9 protein-coding genes are annotated in these 14,430 nt (G+C 73.1%); 8 read left to right on the top strand and 1 reads right to left on the bottom strand.

Annotation, left to right across the window (positions count from 1 at the left end; all coding sequences use genetic code 11):
* Window positions 1-257 precede the first annotated feature (257 nt).
* From AB0I49_RS03890 to AB0I49_RS03860, 7 genes are all read left to right on the top strand, one after another.
* Window positions 258-1,844, top strand: a complete 1,587-nt coding sequence (locus tag AB0I49_RS03890; RefSeq protein WP_363225215.1) for a cytochrome ubiquinol oxidase subunit I — start codon at window positions 258-260, stop codon at window positions 1,842-1,844.
* A 22-nt stretch (window positions 1,845-1,866) separates the two neighbouring features.
* Entirely contained in the window at window positions 1,867-2,874 is a 1,008-nt protein-coding gene (cydB, locus tag AB0I49_RS03885; protein WP_363225214.1) for a cytochrome d ubiquinol oxidase subunit II, read from the top strand.
* 30 nt (window positions 2,875-2,904) lie between these two features.
* Window positions 2,905-6,513, top strand: a complete 3,609-nt coding sequence (gene cydD, locus AB0I49_RS03880; protein WP_363225213.1) for a thiol reductant ABC exporter subunit CydD — start codon at window positions 2,905-2,907, stop codon at window positions 6,511-6,513.
* Between the two features lie 10 nt (window positions 6,514-6,523).
* On the top strand, window positions 6,524-8,269 hold the full coding sequence (locus AB0I49_RS03875) for a GAF domain-containing protein (protein ID WP_363225212.1): 1,746 nt from the start codon (window positions 6,524-6,526) through the stop codon (window positions 8,267-8,269).
* A 200-nt stretch (window positions 8,270-8,469) separates the two neighbouring features.
* Window positions 8,470-9,588 carry a M23 family metallopeptidase gene (locus AB0I49_RS03870; protein ID WP_363225211.1) on the top strand — a complete coding sequence of 373 codons (1,119 nt, stop codon included), beginning with the start codon at window positions 8,470-8,472 and terminating at the stop codon, window positions 9,586-9,588.
* A gap of 206 nt (window positions 9,589-9,794) precedes the next feature.
* Window positions 9,795-11,186, top strand: coding sequence for a glutamine synthetase family protein (locus AB0I49_RS03865; RefSeq protein WP_363225210.1), 1,392 nt, complete (start codon window positions 9,795-9,797; stop codon window positions 11,184-11,186).
* Window positions 11,186-12,397 carry an amidohydrolase family protein gene (locus AB0I49_RS03860; protein ID WP_363225209.1) on the top strand — a complete coding sequence of 404 codons (1,212 nt, stop codon included), beginning with the start codon at window positions 11,186-11,188 and terminating at the stop codon, window positions 12,395-12,397. Before AB0I49_RS03865 ends, AB0I49_RS03860 begins: the two co-directional genes overlap by 1 nt.
* 25 nt (window positions 12,398-12,422) lie before the next feature.
* On the opposite strand, the gene AB0I49_RS03855 is transcribed toward AB0I49_RS03860, so the two are convergent.
* Window positions 12,423-13,292: an HAD-IIB family hydrolase gene (locus tag AB0I49_RS03855; RefSeq protein WP_363225207.1), complete on the bottom strand. Its 870-nt coding sequence runs from the start codon at window positions 13,290-13,292 to the stop codon at window positions 12,423-12,425.
* Window positions 13,293-13,411: 119 nt separating this feature from the next.
* On the opposite strand from AB0I49_RS03855, the gene AB0I49_RS03850 reads away from it, so the two are divergent.
* Window positions 13,412-14,302: an LLM class flavin-dependent oxidoreductase gene (locus tag AB0I49_RS03850; RefSeq protein WP_363225206.1), complete on the top strand. Its 891-nt coding sequence runs from the start codon at window positions 13,412-13,414 to the stop codon at window positions 14,300-14,302.
* Window positions 14,303-14,430 lie beyond the last annotated feature (128 nt).

The raw sequence follows: 14,430 nt of genomic DNA, 5'->3' as shown, positions 1-14,430 counted from the left end.
TGAGGCTTTTCGGTAGCCCCCTCTAGCAGACTCACAGGCTTCCCTCCAGACGTCCCGCGCCGCTTTCCGGCGCGGGACGTCGCTTTTCGGCCCCCCGCTCGACGGTCGCGCGGGTGTGTGCGTCATAATTGCTTGTGAATGTGAACGCGTTCACAAGCGTGTCCCGTTATGTCTGCCTTGCGTCCCACTTGCGATCAGACAAAAAGGGCACACTGCGGCTGAGCGAGAGCGGTACGAAAGGTGAAGGAGAGTCCGACGTGAACCTTGCTTTGGCGCCGGAGACCCTGGCGCGATGGCAGTTCGGCATCACCACCGTCTACCACTTCCTCTTCGTCCCACTCACGATCAGTCTCGCGGCGATCACCGCCGGACTGGAGACGGCGTGGGTCCGTACGGGCAAGGAGAAGTACTTCCACGCGACCAAGTTCTGGGGAAAGCTCTTCCTCATCAACATCGCGATGGGCGTCGTGACCGGCATCGTCCAGGAGTTCCAGTTCGGCATGAACTGGTCCGACTACTCGCGCTTCGTCGGTGACGTCTTCGGCGCGCCGCTCGCGATGGAGGCGCTGATCGCCTTCTTCTTCGAGTCGACCTTCATCGGGCTGTGGATCTTCGGCTGGGACAAGCTGCCGAAGAAGATCCACTGCGCCTGTATGTGGATCGTCGCGATCGGCACGGTCCTCTCGGCGTACTTCATCCTCGCCGCCAACTCGTGGATGCAGCACCCGACCGGCTACACGATCGACAAGTCGACGGGCAAGGCGCAGCTCACCGACATCTGGCGCGTTCTGACCCAGAACACGACGCTGACGCAGTTCTTCCACACCCTCACCGCGGCCTTCCTCGCGGGCGGCGCGTTCGTCATCGGCGTCGCCTCGTACCACCTGTGGAAGGCCAAGCGGCGGCAGGCCGCCGGACAGGCGCCGGGGGAGAAGGAGCGCAAGAAGATCGGCGCGATGCGCAGCTCGCTGCGGGTCGGCCTGATCGTCACGGTCATCGCCGGTCTCGGCACCGCCATCAGCGGCGACACCCTCGGCAAGGTCATGTTCGAGCAGCAGCCGATGAAGATGGCGGCGGCCGAGGCGCTGTGGGAGACCAAGGAGCCCGCGCCCTTCTCCATCTTCGCGGTCGGCAACGTCAACAAGGGCCACAACACCGTCGAGCTGTCGATCCCCGGCGTGCTGTCCTTCCTCGCCCATGACAACTTCACCGACTCGGTCCCCGGCATCCACGACACCGCCAAGGCCGAGGCGGAGAAGTACGGCGGCGAGCCGGACGACTACATCCCCAACATCTTCGTGGCGTTCTGGGGCTTCCGGCTGATGATCGGCGTCGGTATGACCTCGTTCGTCGCGGGCCTGATCGGGCTGTGGACGACCCGCAAGAAGCGCTGGCTCGCCCCGGAGTTCCGGACGGGCGACGAAGAGGTGCCACGGCTGATGCTCACCAAGCGGACCGAGATGAGCACCTTCTTCACCAAGTGGTCCTGGCGGATCGGCATGCTCACCATGCTCTTCCCGATCGTCGGGATCTCCTTTGGCTGGATCTTCACGGAGATGGGCCGCCAGCCCTGGGTCGTCTACGGGCTGATGAAGACCAAGGACGCGGTGTCGCCCGGCGTGAGCACCGGCGAGGTCATCACCTCGATGGTGATCTTCACCCTGCTCTACGGGATCCTCGCGGTCGTCGAGGCCAGGCTGCTCATCAAGTACATCAAGGCCGGCCCGGACTTCGGCGAACAGCCGCCGGCCAAGGACCCCCGGCTGCGGCCCCCGTCCGGCGGGAGCGGCGGTGACGGCGCCGAGCCCGAGGACGCCGACAAGCCGATGACATTCGCCTACTGACACGGGAAGGGAGAGAACGACCATGCATCTTCACGACTTCTGGTTCCTGCTGATCGCCGTCCTGTGGATCGGCTACTTCTTCCTCGAAGGCTTCGACTTCGGCATCGGCGTCCTGACCAAGATCCTCGCCAAGGACCGCAAGGAGCGCCGGGTGCTGATCAACACGATCGGCCCGGTCTGGGACGGCAACGAGGTCTGGCTGCTGTCCGCCGGCGGCGCGACGTTCGCCGCCTTCCCCGACTGGTACGCGACTCTCTTCAGCGGCTTCTATCTGCCGCTGCTCGCCATCCTGGTCTGCCTCATCGTGCGCGGCGTCGCCTTCGAGTACCGGCAGAAGCGGCCCGAGGAGCGTTGGCAGCGCAACTGGGAACACGCCATCTTCTGGTGCTCCCTGCTCCCCGCCTTCCTGTGGGGCGTCGCCTTCGGCAACATCGTGCGGGGCGTGCCGATCGGCCCGGACAAGAACTTCACCGGCAACGTGCTCGACCTGCTCAACCCGTATGCCCTGCTCGGCGGCGTCGTCACGCTGGTGCTCTTCACCTTCCACGGCGCGGTGTTCGCCGCGCTCAAGACCGTCGGCGACATCCGGGTACGGGCGCGGCGGATGGCGACCGTGCTGGGGTTGGCCGCCGCGGTGCTGGCGCTGGTCTTCCTGATCTGGACACAGGTGCACACCGGCAACGTGCGCAGCCTGGCCGCCATGATCGTCGCGGTCGTGGCGCTGGTGGTGGCGCTGGTCATGAACCGGCTGGGGCGCGAGGGCTGGGCGTTCGCCCTGTCCGGGGTGACCATCGCGGCGGCGGTCGCGATGCTCTTCCTCGCCCTGTTCCCCGATGTGATGCCGTCGTCCACCAACCCGGAATGGAGCCTGACGGCCGCCAACGCGGCGTCCAAGCCGTACACGTTGAAGATCATGACGTGGGTGGCGGTCATCATGACGCCGCTGGTCATGGCCTACCAGGCATGGACGTACTGGGTGTTCCGCAAGCGGATCGGCACCCAGCACATTCCCGACCCGGCCGCGCACTGACGGCCGCGCACTGACGAGGGACGGTTCCACGTGAAACCTGTCGACCCCCGCCTGCTCACCTACGCGAAGGCGACCCGCCTGTTCCTGGTCGCGACCGTGGCCCTCGGGTTGGCGGGGGCCGGGCTCGTCATCGCCCAGGCGATGCTCATCGCCGACATCGTGGTCGGTGCCTTCCAGCACGGCCGCACCGCCGGCGACCTCGTCGGGCGGCTGCTGCTGCTCGGCGCGGTCGCGGTGGGCCGGGCCGTCGTCTCCTGGCTGACGGAACTGGCCGCGCACCGGACGAGCGCCTCGGTCAAGTCCGAACTGCGGGTGCGGCTGCTCGCCCACGCCGCGAAGCTGGGCCCGGGGTGGCTCAGCAAGCAACGTACGGGCGAACTGACCACCCTCGCCACCCGCGGCATCGACGCCCTGGACGACTACTTCGCCCGCTATCTGCCCCAGTTGGGGCTCGCGATCGTGGTGCCCGTCGCCGTCCTGGCCCGCATCGTCACCGCCGACTGGGTCTCGGCGCTGATCATCGTCATCACGCTGCCGCTCATCCCCCTGTTCATGATCCTCATCGGCTGGGCCACGCAGTCCACCATGGACCGGCAGTGGCGGCTGCTGTCCCGGCTGTCCGGGCACTTCCTCGACGTCGTCGCCGGGCTGCCCACGCTCAAGGTCTTCGGGCGCGCCAAGGCGCAGGCCGAGTCGATCCGTTCGATCACGAACGACTACCGGCGGGCGACGCTGCGGACCCTGCGGATCGCCTTCATCTCCTCCTTCGCGCTGGAACTGCTCGCCACGGTGTCCGTCGCCCTGGTCGCCGTCGGCATCGGACTGCGGCTCGTACGCGGCGAACTCGACCTCTATACGGGCCTCATGGTGCTGGTGCTCGCGCCCGAGGCGTATCTGCCGCTGCGGCAGGTCGGCGCGCAGTATCACGCGGCGGCGGAGGGGCTGTCGGCCGCCGATGAGGTCTTCGCGGTCCTGGAGAGCGAGCCGGCCGTCGCGCCCGGCACCGCTCCCGCGCCGCGGGCGGGCGAGGCCGCACTGACGGTGGAACGGCTCGTGGTCCGGCACGAAGGGCGCGCGCGGGCCTCGTTGGCCGAGACCTCGCTGGAGGTCGCGCCCGGCGAGACGGTCGCGGTCGTGGGCCCGAGCGGGGTCGGCAAGACCACGCTGCTGAACGCGGTGCTGGGCTTCGAGCGGCCCGCGGGCGGGCGGGTGCTCGTCGGCGGCAGTGACCTCTCATCGCTCTCCCCCGAAAGCTGGCACGACCAGGTGGCCTGGGTGCCGCAGCGGCCGTACCTCTTCGCCGGGACGGTCGGCGAGAACGTACGGCTGGCGCGGCCGGACGCCGACGACGCGCAGGTGCGGGACGCGCTGCGCGAGGCCGGTGCCCTCGACTTCGTGTCCATGCTGCCGCACGGCACTGACACCTGGCTCGGCGAGGACGGAGCGGGGCTCTCCGCCGGGCAGCGGCAACGCGTCGCGCTGGCGCGGGCGTTCCTCGCGGACCGGCCGGTACTGCTGCTCGACGAGCCGACGGCGAACCTGGATGGCGAGACGGAGGCGTCGGTCGTCGACGCGGTCCGCAGGCTGGCGGTGGGCCGCACGGTGCTGCTCGTCGTGCACCGCCCGGCCCTGCTCGCGCTCGCCGACCGCGTGGTGCGCCTGGAGCGGCCCGAGCGCGCGGCGGTGCCGGGCGGCAGGACGGACGAGGACGCCGCGGCACGTACGGACGCGGGTGCTGCCGCCGTACGGACGGGGGCTGATGACACGCGTACAGGCGCCGTCGCCGGGGTCGTGGAGGAAGCCGCCCAGGAAGGCGCTCGACCTGACCCTTGGGCCGTTCCGAAGGAACGGCGAGGCGGTGTGCTCGCTTCCGTACGGGCGGCGGGCCGCCCCCTGCGGTGGCGGTTCGCGCTCGCGCTGCTGCTCGGGGCGCTCGCGCTCGGCAGCGCGGTGGGGCTGATGGCCGTCTCCGGCTGGCTGATCTCGCGGGCCTCCCAGGAGCCGCCCGTGCTCTATCTGATGGTGGCCGTCACCGCCACGCGGACCTTCGGCATCGGCCGCGCCGTCTTCCGCTACGCCGAGCGGCTGGTCTCGCACGACGCCGTCCTGCGGGTGCTGGCCGGGCTGCGGGTGGCCGTGTACGGGCGACTGGAACGGCTCGCGCCGGCCGGGCTGCGCGAGGCGCGCCGCGGCGACCTGCTCTCCCGCCTGGTCGCCGATGTGGACGCGTTGCAGGACTACTTCCTGCGCTGGCTGCTGCCCGTCGGGTCGGCGGTCCTGGTCGGCGCGGCCTCGGTCGGCTTCCTCGGGTGGCTGCTGCCGGAGGCGGGCGCGGTGCTGGCCGCCGGGCTGCTGACGGCGGGCGTGGCGGTGCCGCTGGTCTCCGGCGCGGTGGCCCGGCGCGCGGAGCGGCGGCTGTCCCCGGCGCGCGGCGCGCTGTCGACGCGGGTGGTCGACCTGCTCAGCGGCACGGCGGAGCTGACGGTCGCGGGCGCCCTGCCGGGCCGGGTCGCGGCGGTGCGCGCCGCCGACGCCGAGCTGACCGGCATCGCCCGGCGCGCCTCGGCCGCGACGGCGCTGGGCGCCGGGCTGTCCGCGCTGGCGGCCGGGCTGACCGTGGCGGGTGCGGCCTGGGCGGGCGTGCAGGCGCTGCACGACGGCCGGCTGGGCGGGGTGTGGCTGGCGGTGGTGGTGCTGCTGCCGCTGGCGGCGTTCGAGGCGGTCGCGGGGCTGCCCCTGGCGGTGCAGTACCGGCAGCGGGTGCGGCGCTCCGCGGAGCGGGTGTACGAGGTGCTGGACGCGCCCGAGCCGGTGGCCGAGCCCGCGGCGCCGCTGCCCGCTCCGGCGTCCCCGTTCCCCCTGCGCGTACAGGACCTGACGGCGCGCCACGCGGGGCAGCCGGAGCCCGCGCTGGACGGCTTCTCGCTGGAGCTGACGGCCGGGCGGCGGGTCGCCGTGGTGGGCGTCTCGGGCGCGGGCAAGACGACGCTCGCGCAGGTGCTGCTGCGCTTCCTGGACGCCGAGTCCGGCTCGTACACGCTGGGCGCGGAGGGCCGGGACGCGGCGTCGGTGGACGGCGACGCGGTGCGCCGGCTGGTCGGGCTGTGCGCGCAGGACGCGCACATCTTCGACAGTTCGGTGCGCGAGAACCTGCGCCTGGCCCGTACGGGCGCGAGCGACGCCGAGCTGCGGGAGGCGCTGCGCGCCGCCCGGCTTCTGGAGTGGGTGGACGGCCTTCCCGAGGGGCTCGGCACGCTGGTCGGGGAGCACGGCGCGCGGATGTCCGGCGGCCAGCGGCAGCGGCTCGCGCTGGCGCGGGCGCTGCTGGCCGACTTCCCGGTGCTGCTCCTGGACGAGCCCGCCGAGCATCTGGACCTGCCCACGGCGGACGCGCTGACGGCGGATCTGCTGGCGGCCACCGAGGGCCGTACGACCGTGCTGATCACGCACCGGCTGGCGGGGCTCGACGCGGTCGATGAGGTGGTCGTGCTGGAGCGGGGCCGGGTCGTGCAGCGCGGCGCGTACGCGGAGCTGGCGGCGGCGGACGGGCCGTTCCGGGGGATGCTGGAGCGCGAGCGGGAGACGGAAGGTCCGGACACCAGCCATAGACGACTTTCACTTGCAAATGGGACTTACTAGTCTCAGGTCCATGGCAGCCACGTCAGCACCACAGGACTCACCGGACTCTCAGGGTCCGGTGGGCCCCCCGGACCCGCTGGACATCGCCACCGAGGCGAACCGCAGCCTCCAGGGCCTGTCCACGGAGCTGACCGCCCGCGTGCCGCGGCTGCTGGAGGCCATGCGGTCGGTCGGCAACGGGCTCGAACTGCGCACCACGCTCGACCGGATCGCGGAGACCGCCGCGGAGCTGGCCGACGCCGAGTACGCGGCGATCGGCGTCATCGACGCCGCCGGCGAGGGCCTGTCGGAGTTCATCACGCACGGCGTGTCCGAGGAGCAGCAGGCGCTGATCGGGGACCTGCCCGACGGGCGCCGCGGGCTCCTCGGCGCCCTCATCCGGCGGCCCGAGACGGTCATACTCGCCGATCTGACCGCCGACCCGCGCTACGCCGGATTCCCCCCGAACCACCCGCCGATGCACACCTTCCTGGGCGTACCGATCAAGGTGCAGGGCGAGACCTTCGGCAACCTCTACCTCGCCGAGAAGCGCGGCGGCGGGCTGTTCAGCGACGCCGACCTGAACATGGTGCGGGTGCTCGCCACCGAGGCGGGCATCGCCATCGGCAACGCGCGCGTCTACGAGGAGGGCCGCCAGCGGATGCGCTGGATCGACGGCTCGGTGGCCGTGACCACGGCGCTGCTCTCCGGCAGCGACGCCGAGGACGCGCTCGCCGTCGTCGCCGAACAGGCCCGCCGCCTCGCCGACTCGGCCGCCGGCATCGTGCTGCTGCCCGACGACGAGGGCGGCCTGGAGATGGTGGCGGTCAGCGCCGAGAACTCCGCCGGGCTCCTCGGGACGGTGATACCGCCGCACAGCCCGGTCGTCTCCCAGCTCCTCGCCGGGGAGCCGGTGTACGTGGACGACTCCGCCACCGACGACCGCATGATCACGGACGCCGCGCCGCTCTTCGGCCCGAGCATGCTGCTGCCGCTCAAGAACGGCGACCGGGTGCTGGGCACCCTCGCCACGCCCAGAAGCCGCGGCGACCGCAAGTTCACCGACACCGAGCGCACGCTCGCCGCCCAGTTCGCCGCGCAGGCCGCGCTCGCTCTCGTACTGGCCGACGCGCAGCGCGACCGGGAGCGGCTGGCCGTCTACGAGGACCGCGACCGGATCGCCCGCGACCTGCACGACCTGGTCATCCAGCGGCTGTTCGCCACCGGGCTGATGCTGGAGAGCGCGCAGCGCAAGGCGGTCGTGCCCGATGTGCGGGTGAAGGTCGGGCAGGCCGTGGACGAGCTGGACGTGACGATCCAGGAGATCCGTACGGCGATCTTCGCGTTGCAGCAGGGGCCCACGGAGGCCCCGGCCGGGCTGCGCACCCGCGTCCTGCGGGAGATCGGGACGGCCGCCGTGCCGCTCGGCTTCCAGCCCTCGGCGGCCTTCGTCGGGCCGGTCGACTCGAAGGTCGGCGAGCTGACCGGCAAGAACCTCATCGCCGCGCTCCGGGAGGCGCTGTCGAACGCGTTCCGGCACGCCCAGGCGTCGCGGATCGAGGTGGTCGTCGACGCGACCGCCAAGCTGCCGGACGGGCGCGACGGCGTGCGGCTGACGGTCGCCGACGACGGGGTGGGCATCCCCGAGAACGGCCGGCGCAGCGGCCTGAAGAACCTCGCCAAGCGCGCGGAGTCGCTGGGCGGGTCCAGCACGCACGGACCGGGGCTCGGGGAGGACGGGGGCGGCTCGCGGGTGGTGTGGGAAGCGCCGCTCTAGGGACGCGAGGTTTCCCTTCAGGGGCGAACCGCGGGTCCTCTTTAAAAGAGGACCCGCGTCAGGTCTTAAAGAGGAGCCGCGCCAGGTTTTGAAGAGGGCCCGCGTCAGAAGAAGACGCTGGGCGCGTCCGTGGAGCGGCCGTTGCGCCAATCGGTCCTCTGCACGGGCGGCCGCGCGCGTGCCGGGCCACGATCCCAAGCATGCGATGCTCCCACCGTCGTCCCTACCGCCCTCCCTGCCGGGCGTGCCGCCGTTCACCGCGCCCCCTGGGCATCCTGTGCTCGCTCGGCCTCGTACTCGCCGGGCTCATCTCGCTCAGCGGCTCCGGCCCCACCGCCGCCATGAGCGCCCCTCAGCTGATGGCGCGGGCCAGCTCCGAAGTGCTGCGGCTGGGCGCGGCGGCGCAGCGGGCCAAGGCCGTCTACGAGCAGGGGCGGCGCGCCGAGCGGGCGCAGCGCCTGCGGGCCGCGCGGCTCGCGGCCATGCTGCGGGGGCGCCGCACCGCGGCGGCCGAGCTGCGCGCCGACACGGCGGCGCTCGCGCGGGAGCGCCGCCGCATGGCGGCCCTGAACACCGACGCCGGCCGCACACCGGCCTGGAACGGCCCCTGGGGGCTGCTGCACCGTCAGGCGGCGGTGCGGCGCCGCGCGGACCGCCTGGCGCGCCTGACGGGCGAGACGAGCCGCACGAGCGTCAAGCTGGCCGCCGAGGAGCGGTCGGCGACCGCCGCCTGGCACGCGCTGTCCCAGCGGACCGCGCGGCTGCGCGGCCGGGAGCGGGGCGCGGAGCGGCGGCTGGAGACGGCGCGCGGCTCGCTGCGGTGGATGGCGGAGGCGGCGGCCTCCGGCGGCCGGTGCGGCGCGCTGCCCCGCCCGCCGGCGGCGGACGAGGACGCCGTCACGCTCGCCGCGGACTCGCGCTGGACGCGTCCCGTGGCGTCGTACGAGCTGTCCGCGGGCTTCGGCGGCGCGGGCGCGCACTGGGCGAACGGGCACACCGGGCAGGACTTCGCGGTGCCGGTCGGCACGCCCGTACGGTCCATCGGCGCGGGCACCGTCGTCGCGGTCGGCTGTGGCGACGCCTTCGGCATCAGCGCGGTGATTCGGCACCCAGGGGGCTGGTACTCGCAGTACGCCCACCTGTCGGCGCTCTACGTGGCGCCGGGCGGGCGGGTGCGCACCGGCGAGTGGATCGCGCTGTCCGGCTCCACCGGCAACTCCACCGGCCCCCATCTGCACTTCGAGGTGCGCAAGACGCCCGGCTACGGGTCGGCCGTCGATCCGGTGGCGTGGCTGAAGGAGCGCGGCGTGCGGCTGTGACGGCGGCCGGGCGTGCGGCTCCGGCAGCGGCGACCGCCGTGAGGGGGGCGGTACCGCGTATGGCCGAAGCGGCGGTTCGTCCGATCGAATGAGCGTCAGAGGCGTGCGATCGGGACAAGGACACCGGTACGGCGCGCCACGGACGCCGGGCACGCATCGGACGAGGCACGGCCGGCGGCACGCGCCCGGCCGGACGAGGAGACCGCATGGCTGACGGCAGCACCACGGCGGCACGCATCGGGGAACAACGGCGGACCGCCCGCGAGGAGGCGGCGCGGCTCACCGCGGAGGGCGTCCGCGTCATCGCGCTCACCTGGGTCGACAACGCGGGCATCGCCCGCGTCAAGGCCGTGCCGACCGCCCGGCTCGCGGCCGTCGCGCAGCGGGGCGTGGGCATGTCGCCCGTCTTCGACGTCTACACCTTCGACGACTTCATCACCGCCTCCCCGCACCTCGGCGGCCCCGACGGCGATCTGCGGCTCTTCCCCGACCTCGACCGGCTGACCGTGCTCGCCGCCCAGCCCGGCTGGGCCTGGGCCCCCGTGGACCGCTACGAACAGGGCGGCGCGCCGTACGCCGCGTGCCAGCGACAGTTCGCCCGCCGGATGGCGGACCGGGCCGCCGCGGAGGGCTTCGAGGTGCGCATGGGGTTCGAGACGGAGTGGGCGGTGTCGCGGCCCGCGCCCGGCGACGCGTTCGACGCCGCCTGCGCGGGCCCGGCCTACGGCATGACGCGCGTCGTCGAGCTGTCCGACTACGTCCGCGCCGTCGCCGAGGCCCTCGACGCCCAGGGCATCGAGGTGCTCCAGATCCACCCCGAGTACGCGGCGGGCCAGTTCGAGGTGTCCACCGCGCCCGCCGACCCGGTGCGGGCCGCGGACGAGGCGGTGCTCGTCCGCGAGACCGTACGGGCCGTCACCGCGCGGCACGGGCTGCGCGCGGCGTTCGCGCCCGCCGTGGTCGCCGGGGACGTCGGCAACGGCTGCCATCTGCACCTCAGCCTCGGCCGGGACGGGCGGAGCCTGCACCGCGAGACCGGGGCCCCGTACGGGCTCGACCCGGCGGCCGTCGCGTTCCTCGGGGGCGTCCTCGAAGCCCTGCCGGCCCTGTCCGCCGTCGGCGCGCCCTCGCCCGCCAGTTACCTGCGGCTGATCCCCTCCCAGTGGGCGGGCGCCTACCGCTGCTGGGGCGTGGAGAACCGGGAGGCGGCGCTGCGGCTGGTGACCGGCGACTGGGACGACCCGGACGGCGGCAACGCGGAGATCAAGTGCGTGGACGCCGCGGCCAACCCGTACCTGCTCGTCGGCTCCGTCATCGCCGAAGGCCTGAACGGCATCTCCACCGGCGCGAAACTGCCCCCGCCGGTCGTCGGCGATCCGGGGGCGCTCGGCGAAACGGAACGCCGGGAGCGCGCCATCGACCGGCTGCCGACGACGCTCTCCGAAGCCACCGACCTTTTCGAGCGACAGGAAGTACTGCGCGACGCGATGGGAGAAGTCCTCCATGGGGCGCTCGTCGCGGTGCGGCGGGCGGAAGCGGAACGCAGCGCGGGCCGCAGCCCGGAGGAGATCGTGGCCGCGACCCGCTGGCGGTACTGATGGCCTGGCTCCCGCTGCCGCCGCTGGTGGACCACCACTGCCACGGAGTGGTCCGGGGCGAGCTGGACGCCCGTTCCTTCGAGGGGTACCTCACGGAGTCGGACGTCCCCGCCGCGCCGGGGACCACCTTCTTCGACACCCAGGCGGGCTTCGCGGTGCGGCGCTGGTGCCCGCCGCTGCTCGGCCTGGAGCCGCACTGCCCGCCCGCCGCCTACCTGGCGCGCCGCCGCGAACTGGGCCCGTACAAGAGCCGCCGGGCGCTGCTGCGGGGCACCGGGATAGGCGCCTATCTCGTCGACACCGGGCTGCCCGGCGACCTCACGGACCTGGACGAGCTGGCGGGCGCCGGGGGCGGCACGGCCCGCGAGATCGTCCGCCTGGAGACGCTGGCGGAGCGGATCGCGGACGGGCTGATGCCTGAAGGGTCGTCCAGGAGCTCGTCCGGGGGCTCCTCAAGGGGACGCTCTTCCGGCGCCGCCGACGCGTTTGCCGCCGACGCGTTCGCCGCCGACGCCTTCGTCGCGGGCGTCGAGGAGGCCGTGCGCGCGGCGGCCCGTACGGCCGTGGGCTTCAAATCGATCGCCGCCTACCGCCACGGGCTGGCCCTCGCCCCTGAACCGCCCGCCCCGCACGAGGTCCACGCCGCCGCCGCGGACTGGCTCGCGGGCCGCCGCGCGGGCGGCCGGGTCGCCGATCCGGTGCTCCTGCGCCATCTGCTGTGGCTGGCCGCGGCCACCGGGCTGCCGCTTCAGCTGCACACCGGTTTCGGCGACCCCGACCTGCGGCTCGACCGCGCGGACCCGATACTGCTCACGGACTTCATACGGGCGACGGCCGGTTCGGACGTCTCCCTGGTGCTGCTGCACGGCTATCCGTACCACCGCCAAGCCGCCTACCTCGCCAGCGTCTTCCCGCACGTGTACGCCGACGTCGGCCTGTCCCTCACCCACACGGGGACGCGCGCCGAGGCGGTCCTGGCCGAGTTCCTGGAGCTGGCGCCGTTCGGCAAGCTCCTCTTCTCCACCGACGGCTACGGCCTGCCGGAGCTGTACGTCGTCGGCGCCGAGCTGTTCCGTACGGCGCTGCGCGCGCTGCTGGGCCGCTGGGTCGAGGAGGGCGCGTGGTCGGCCCCGGACGCCGAGCGGGTCGCCGCGCTCATCGCCGCCCGCAACGCGCACCGGGTGTACGGCCTCGGGGCCGCGCGGGGTTGAGAAGAAGGCGGCGCGGCTCGGGCCCTCAGGCGGCGATGATGCTCTCTATGACGGCCGCGACGCCGTCCTCGTTGTTCGCGGCGGTGTGGCGCGGCGTGGCGGCCAGCACCTCGGGGTGCGCGTTGGCCATCGCGTACCCGGTCCCCGCCCAACTGAGCATTTCCAGGTCGTTGGGCATGTCCCCGAACGCCACCACCTCCTGCGGCGCGATGCCGCGCTCGGCGCAGCAGCGGGCCAGGGTGCTGGCCTTGCTGACGCCCAGGCCGCTGATCTCCAGCAGCGCGGTCGGGCTGGAGCGGGTGAACGAGGCGCGCTCCCCGCCGGCCGTACGGGCGAGGGCGAGGAAGTCGTCGGGCGCCAGCCCGGGGTGGTGGGCGAGGAGCTTGAGGATCGGCCCCGTGGAGCCGCGGCCCTCGGCGAGGAGCTCCTCGGCCGGGGCGATCACCGCGCCCGGGTCGAGGTGGAAGGGCGGATAGCTCGGCTCGTAGTCGATGCCGCTGGTGCGCTCGATGGCGAAGGTGGTGCCGGGGGCGGCGTCGCGCAGCGTCTCCACGACGGCCGCGGCGTCGGTGGTCCCCAGGGGGCGGACGTCGATGAACCGGCCGCCGCCGTGCAGATCGACGACGGCGGCGCCGTTGGCGCAGATCGCCAGGCCGTGGCCGTGCACATGATCACGGACGACGTCCATCCAGCGGGCCGGCCGCCCGGTGACGAAGAAGACCTCGATGCCCGCCCGCTCGGCGGCGGCGAGGGCCGCGACCGTGCGGTCCGAGACGGATTTGTCGTCGTGGAGCAGGGTGCCGTCGAGATCGGTCGCGATCAGCCGGGGCGCGGCCGCCGGCCGCCGGGAGAAGGGGGGCCCTGGCTGCTCGGTTGCTGAAGTCACGGTGCCCATTCTCGTATACGCGTGCGCCTGCGGGCGCCACAGCGCCCACGTGCACCGCGCAGGTCCGCGTGCTGTGCGTCACCGCAGGTCACTGCGTGTTGTCAGTGCCACCGCCTACGCTCGCAGGCATGCGACTGAGCACTGTGATCCTTCCTCACCGACGCTGGGCCGACGGGGGCCGACAGACGTGGCAGCGAGCCGAGGAGCTCGGCTTCGACACCGCGTACACCTACGACCACCTTTCGTGGCGCACCTTCCGCGACGGGCCGTGGTTCGGCGCGATCCCGACGCTGACCGCGGCCGCCGCCGTCACCTCCCGCATGCGGCTGGGCACCCTGGTCACCTCCCCCAACTTCCGCCACCCGGTCACCCTCGCCAAGGAGCTCATCTCCCTCGACGACGTCTCGGGCGGCCGTATCACGCTGGGCATCGGGGCGGGCGGCTCCGGCTTCGACGCGACCGCGCTGGGCCAGGAGGCCTGGACGCCGCAGGAGCGGGCGGACCGCTTCGGCGAGTTCGTGCCGCTGCTCGACTCCCTGCTCAGCCAGGACGTCGTGACGTATGAGGGCACGTTCTACTCGGCGCACGAGGTGCGCAACATCCCCGGCTGCCTCCAGCGGCCGCGGCTGCCCTTCGCCGTCGCCGCGACCGGCCCGCGCGGCCTGGAGCTCGCCGCGCGGTACGGGCAGGCGTGGGTGACCACCGGGGACCCGAAGCTCTTCGAGACGGGCACGCCGGCCGAGTCGCGGGCGGCGATCGCCCGGCAGGCCGAGCGGCTGGACGCGGCCTGCGAGTCCGTGGGCCGCGAGGGCGCCGCCCCGCGGAAGATCCTGCTGACCGGCTTCACCCCGGACCGGCCGCTGGAGTCCTTCGAGGCCTTCGTGGACTTCGCGGGGGCGCACGGAGAGCTGGGCTTCGACGAGATCGTGGTGCACTGGCCGATCGCGGACTCGGTCTTCGAGGCGGACACCGCCGTCTTCGAGAAGATCGCGACGGAGGCGGTGGCGCAGCTGTCCTGAGCGGCGTCTCTCCTACGAGGCTGTGCGAGACGCGTCTTCACGAGCCTCTCCGGAGACGTCCTTTTACGGTTCGCGGTGCTCCCCGCACCGTCCCTTATCCCGCTGATAGCCGTTCCAGGGGGACAATC

Origin of the sequence: Streptomyces sp. NPDC050617, from assembly GCF_040654795.1 — a bacterium.
In the GTDB taxonomy this organism is placed as follows: Bacteria; Actinomycetota; Actinomycetes; order Streptomycetales; family Streptomycetaceae; genus Streptomyces.
The sequence above is the reverse complement of the archived record's forward strand: the minus strand, read 5'-3'. Positions and strand labels throughout refer to the sequence as shown.